A 4,258-nucleotide genomic window follows, 5' to 3' on the forward strand; every position below is an offset into this window, starting at 1 on the left:
TGGGCCGGGCGGCCCGCGTTGCTTTTCGACCTGGAGCATCGGCGCTTCTTCGTCTTTGGCGCGGTGTTCTTCCCGCAGGACATGATCTGGCTGACGGCGCTGCTGATCGCCAGCGCGCTGCTGCTGTTCTTCGTCACCACGCTGGTGGGCCGGGTGTGGTGCGGCTTTGCCTGCCCGCAGACGGTCTACACCGAGCTCTTCAGCTGGATCGAGCGGCGCTGCGAGGGTGACCGCCTGGCCCGCCAGCGCCTGGACGCCGCGCCCTGGGGCGCGCGCAAGCTGCTGCGGCGCGGCGGCAAGCACCTGGCCTGGGCCCTGCTGGGCCTGTGGACCGGCCTGAGCCTGGTGGGCTACTTCACGCCGGTGCGCGAGCTGCTGGCGGCCCTGCCGGCCGGCGCGCTGGGTGCCTGGGAGGTCTTCTGGATCCTCTTCTACGGCGCGGCCACCTACCTGCACGCCGGCTGGCTGCGCGAGAAGGTCTGCCAGCACGCCTGCCCCTACGGCCGCTTCCAGGGCGCGATGCTGGACAGCCGCACGCTCAACGTGGCCTACGACGCGGGGCGCGGCGAGCCCCGCGGCGGCCGTGCCCGCCAGGCCGATGCCCGCGCCCTGGGCCTGGGGTCCTGCGTGGACTGCACGCTGTGCGTGCAGGTCTGCCCGGTGGGCATCGACATCCGCGCTGGCTTCCAGGCCGCCTGCATCAACTGCGGCGCCTGCATCGACGCCTGCGACACGGTGATGGACAAGACCGGCCAGCCGCGCGGGCTGATCCGCTTCGCCTCGCTGGAGGGGCTGGCGCAGGCGCGTCCGCAGCCGGCCGCGCAGCCCGTGAAGGCCCCGCCGCGCCCCGGCCTGTGGCGGCCCCGGGCGCTGGTCTACGGCACGCTGCTGGTGGCCACGGTGGTGGCGCTGGGGGTGGGCCTGCTGCAGCGCCCGACCCTGCGCATGGACGCAATGCGCGACCGCGCCGTGCTCTCGCGCGAGGTGGAGGACGGCGCCATCGAGAACACCTACCAAGTGCTGCTGCTCAATGCCCGTGATGGCGAGCGCGCTGCCGCGCTGCAGGTGGTGGCGGACCCGGCCCTGCCGGGCCTGACGGTGGTGTCCGAGCCGCGCGTGGCGCTGCCGGCAGCCGACAGCCAGACGGTGCTGCTGCGCCTGCGCCTGCCGGCCGAGGCGGCGCAACGCCTGCGCGGCCGCATCCTGCCGGTGACGCTGCAGGCCCGCACGCTGGAGCCGGCGCCCGAGGCCGCCCACACCCGCACCACCTTCGTGTTGCCGCGCTGAGCGGGCCGCGGCGGCATCACACCCGCAGCGTGGCCAGGTCGGCCACGCACCGGCCGTCGCTCTGGCGCTGCACCTGGGTCCAGCTCCAGTGGCCCAGGCCGGTGTGGCGCAGCGCGCGCAGCCGAAAGCGCAGGGCCTCGCCCGGGTTGACGTTGCCGTGGAAGACCATCTGCCGCTCGCGCACCACGCCCTGCGCGGCCCGTTCGGTGGCGTGCAGGCCCCAGTGGCCGTGCGCGCGATCGGCCAGGGCCTGGAAGCTGGCGAAGTAGAGCAGGCCGGCGCCGTTGAAGTCGTTGTAGGGGCAGGGCGTCACGGCCCAGTCGGCCAGTTCGGGCAGCGCGGGCAGCTCGGCCAGAGGGGCCTGTGTCGGCAGCGCGAAGCGCTCCCGCCAGCCCTGGGCTCGCACCGCGCGCACGCTGGCATCGGCCGCCTGCGCGGCGCTGGCCAGGGCGGCGTCGGCCACCGTCGGACCGGTGGGCAGCGGCACCCGCGCGACGGTGTGGTTGTCACCCGCCCGCTCGCGCACCACCGCGGCGGTGAGCAGGCTCAGCTGCGCCACCTCGCCCTGCGGCCCCTGGGCCCACTGCTGGCTGAAGTGCCGCGAGCGCCCCAGCGGCTGGTGGGCGATGCGCAGGTCCAGGGTCTGGTCCTCGTCCACCTCGCGCAGGCGGGCGCCGCGCAGGTGCACCAGCGTGAAGGCGGCGTACACGCGCCGGCCCTGCGCATCCTGCAGCGCCGAGGGCCTGCAGCCGTGGGTGGCCGCCAGCGCCTGCCAGTGCAGGTCGCCCGCGGTCTTGAGCAGCCAGTGTTCGGACAGGCCCTGGCCGCACAACTGGGGCATGCCCAGGCGGATGCGCTGCGCCAGCGGCTCGGTCTGCGCGCGCGGCCGCCCGCTCATGCCGTCTCTACCAGACGGGGCGCCGGGGCCGGCGCCCGCGCGGCCTGGCGCTGGGCGATCACCTCCACCAGGTGCTGCGCGTCCTCGGCCACGCCCAGGAAGCGGCCCGAGCCCCAGGTGTTCAGCCAGGGCAGGCCCAGGAAGTACAGGCCCTCCACCGGCGAGACGCCGCGGCGGAAGCTGGGGTGGCCGCGGCCGTCGAAGGTGGGCAGGTCGATCCAGCGGTAGTCGGGCCGGAAGCCGATGGCCCAGACGATGCTGGTGATGCCCTGGGCGGCCAGGTCCAGCGTCAGCGGGTCGGCTTCGGGCGCCCAGACCTTCTCGAAGGGCGGCTCCTCCGGGGCCTGGATGCCGTGGGCGGCGATGTACTTGTCGATGTCGCGCCGGATGGCGCAGTAGACCTCGTCGGCCTCGTCCAGGTTGCGGGTGAGGTCGGGGCGGAAGTGCACCGTGCCGCCCTGGATGTCGTCCAGCGTGCCGTAGAGCTTCACGCCCTGCAGGGCGAAGCGGCGCAGGTCGATCTCGTGGCCGCCGTCGCGGCCGGTCATGTAGTGGTTGGTCTTGTGGCGGGCCTCGTCGCCCAGCGGGTGCCGGTCCACCGTGAGCTGGTAGAAGCCCAGGTCGAACAGCCACTCGGTGGCCTCGCGGCCGCGGTAGACCCGTGGCGAGCGCGGTGCCGAGCCCACGGCCAGGTGCACCTGGCGCCCGGCCAGGTGCAGGTCTTCCATGATCTGCACGCCCGACTGGCCCGAGCCCACCACCAGCACCCCGCCCGGGGGCAGTTGGTCCGGGTTGCGGTAGTCCACCGAATGCACCTGGCGGATGCCCGCCGGCAGGCTGTGGGCGCAGGGCGGCACGATGGGCAGGTCGTAGCCGCCGGTGGCCACCACCACATGGTCGGCCAGGCAGCTGCCCATCGTCGTCTCCACCTGGAAGGCGCCGCTGGTGTGGCGGCTCACCCGGGTGACGCCCACGCCCTCGTGGATGGGCGGGCGCACCTGGCGGGCAAAGGCCTCCAGGTAGGCCACGATCTCGTCCTTGACCATGAAGCCCTTCGGGTCCGGGCCGGCGTAGGGGAAGTCGGGCAGGCGGCACTGCCAGTTGGGTGTGACCAGGCAGAAGGTGTCCCAGCGGTCCAGCCGCCAGGAGTCGAAGGAGCGGCGCTTCTCGAACACCACGTGCTCGATGCCCTGGGCCTGCAGGTAGTGGCTGGTGGACAGGCCGGCCTGTCCGCCGCCGACGACGACGACGGGGTAGCGGGGGGCGAGGGCGGAGGCGGGGGTGGCAGGGGTGTTGGGCATGGCGGCGTGCGGAGCTGTCGAGACGGAGGATCCGCCGGAAGCCGGCGGTGCTGGGGTCTTCCGAATGCGATCTCCATGCCGCGCGCCACCCGCGTGACGCGATCAAGGTGCGATCAGCGGCGGTGGGCCCGGGCAGGGGCTCGCCGAAGGGCCGCGCCATGGCGTGCGCCGCCGGGGCCGGTGCGCGGCACGGCGCACCGACTTGCCCCGCCCGCCGTGCAATCAATGCATCCGATCAGGGGCGGGCATGCACCGGGACGGGGGCTCAGGCCGCGGGGCCCTCGGCCGCCAGCACCGGTTCCAGCGCCTGCACCAGGGCCATGAGCCGCTGCTGCAGGGCCTGCGCGGTGTCGGCCCACTGCGGCAGGGGGGCCGGCGTGTCGCCGCGCCCCAGGGCCAGCTCGAAGGCCTGGATCTCCCGCGCCAGCGCCTCGGCGCCGATGGACGCGCAGGCCCCGCGCAGCGAGTGGGCGGTGCTGCGCCAGCGCGCGGGGGCGTCCGGGGTGGGCTCGGGGGCGAAGCCCCGGGCCGGGTCGCGGTAGGTGCGCACGAAGACCTGCAGCAGGCGCTCCAGCCGGGCCTCGTCGCCGCCCATGTAGTGCAGGGCAGCGGGCAGGGACAGCTCGGCCACCTCGGCCAGCCGTTGGCCCAGCGGGGGCCGGGGCGGCGCGGCGTCGCCGGGGGTGGCCGGTCCGTCCGCGGCCACCGGCGGCAGCCACTGCAACAGCTTGGCGTAGAGCAGGGCCGGGTTGACCGGCTTGCCGATGGGTCG

Annotated in this window: 4 protein-coding genes; 1 reads left to right on the plus strand and 3 read right to left on the minus strand. The window is 74.7% G+C overall.

The features are described from left to right. Positions 1 to 1,287, plus strand: a 1,287-nt coding sequence (gene ccoG, locus I73_RS29755; RefSeq protein WP_040501295.1) for a cytochrome c oxidase accessory protein CcoG, incomplete at its 5' end; no start/stop codon positions are given. A gap of 16 nt (positions 1,288 to 1,303) precedes the next feature. Here ccoG and I73_RS21705 read toward each other — a convergent pair. The 3 genes from I73_RS21705 to I73_RS21715 form a co-directional block, all read right to left on the minus strand. Then, positions 1,304 to 2,185: a Pnap_2097 family protein gene (locus I73_RS21705; protein WP_026097049.1), complete on the minus strand. Its 882-nt coding sequence runs from the start codon at positions 2,183 to 2,185 to the stop codon at positions 1,304 to 1,306. Beyond that, positions 2,182 to 3,486: an MSMEG_0569 family flavin-dependent oxidoreductase gene (locus I73_RS21710; protein WP_022982547.1), complete on the minus strand. Its 1,305-nt coding sequence runs from the start codon at positions 3,484 to 3,486 to the stop codon at positions 2,182 to 2,184. The genes I73_RS21705 and I73_RS21710 overlap by 4 nt, the downstream gene beginning before the upstream one ends. Positions 3,487 to 3,751: 265 nt before the next feature. Beyond that, positions 3,752 to 4,258, minus strand: a 507-nt coding sequence (locus tag I73_RS21715) for an Hpt domain-containing protein (protein WP_026097050.1), incomplete at its 5' end; no start/stop codon positions are given.

Origin of the sequence: Ideonella sp. B508-1, assembly GCF_000333615.1 — a bacterium.
Lineage (GTDB): Bacteria > Pseudomonadota > Gammaproteobacteria > Burkholderiales > Burkholderiaceae_C > Ideonella.

Excerpts from the sequence above, each read along its gene's own strand:
- I73_RS21705 (WP_026097049.1), bottom strand. The coding sequence starts at position 2,185 with ATGAGCGGGCGGCCGCGCGCGCAGACCGAGCCGCTGGCGCAGCGCATC.
- I73_RS21710 (WP_022982547.1), bottom strand. The coding sequence starts at position 3,486 with ATGCCCAACACCCCTGCCACCCCCGCCTCCGCCCTCGCCCCCCGCTAC.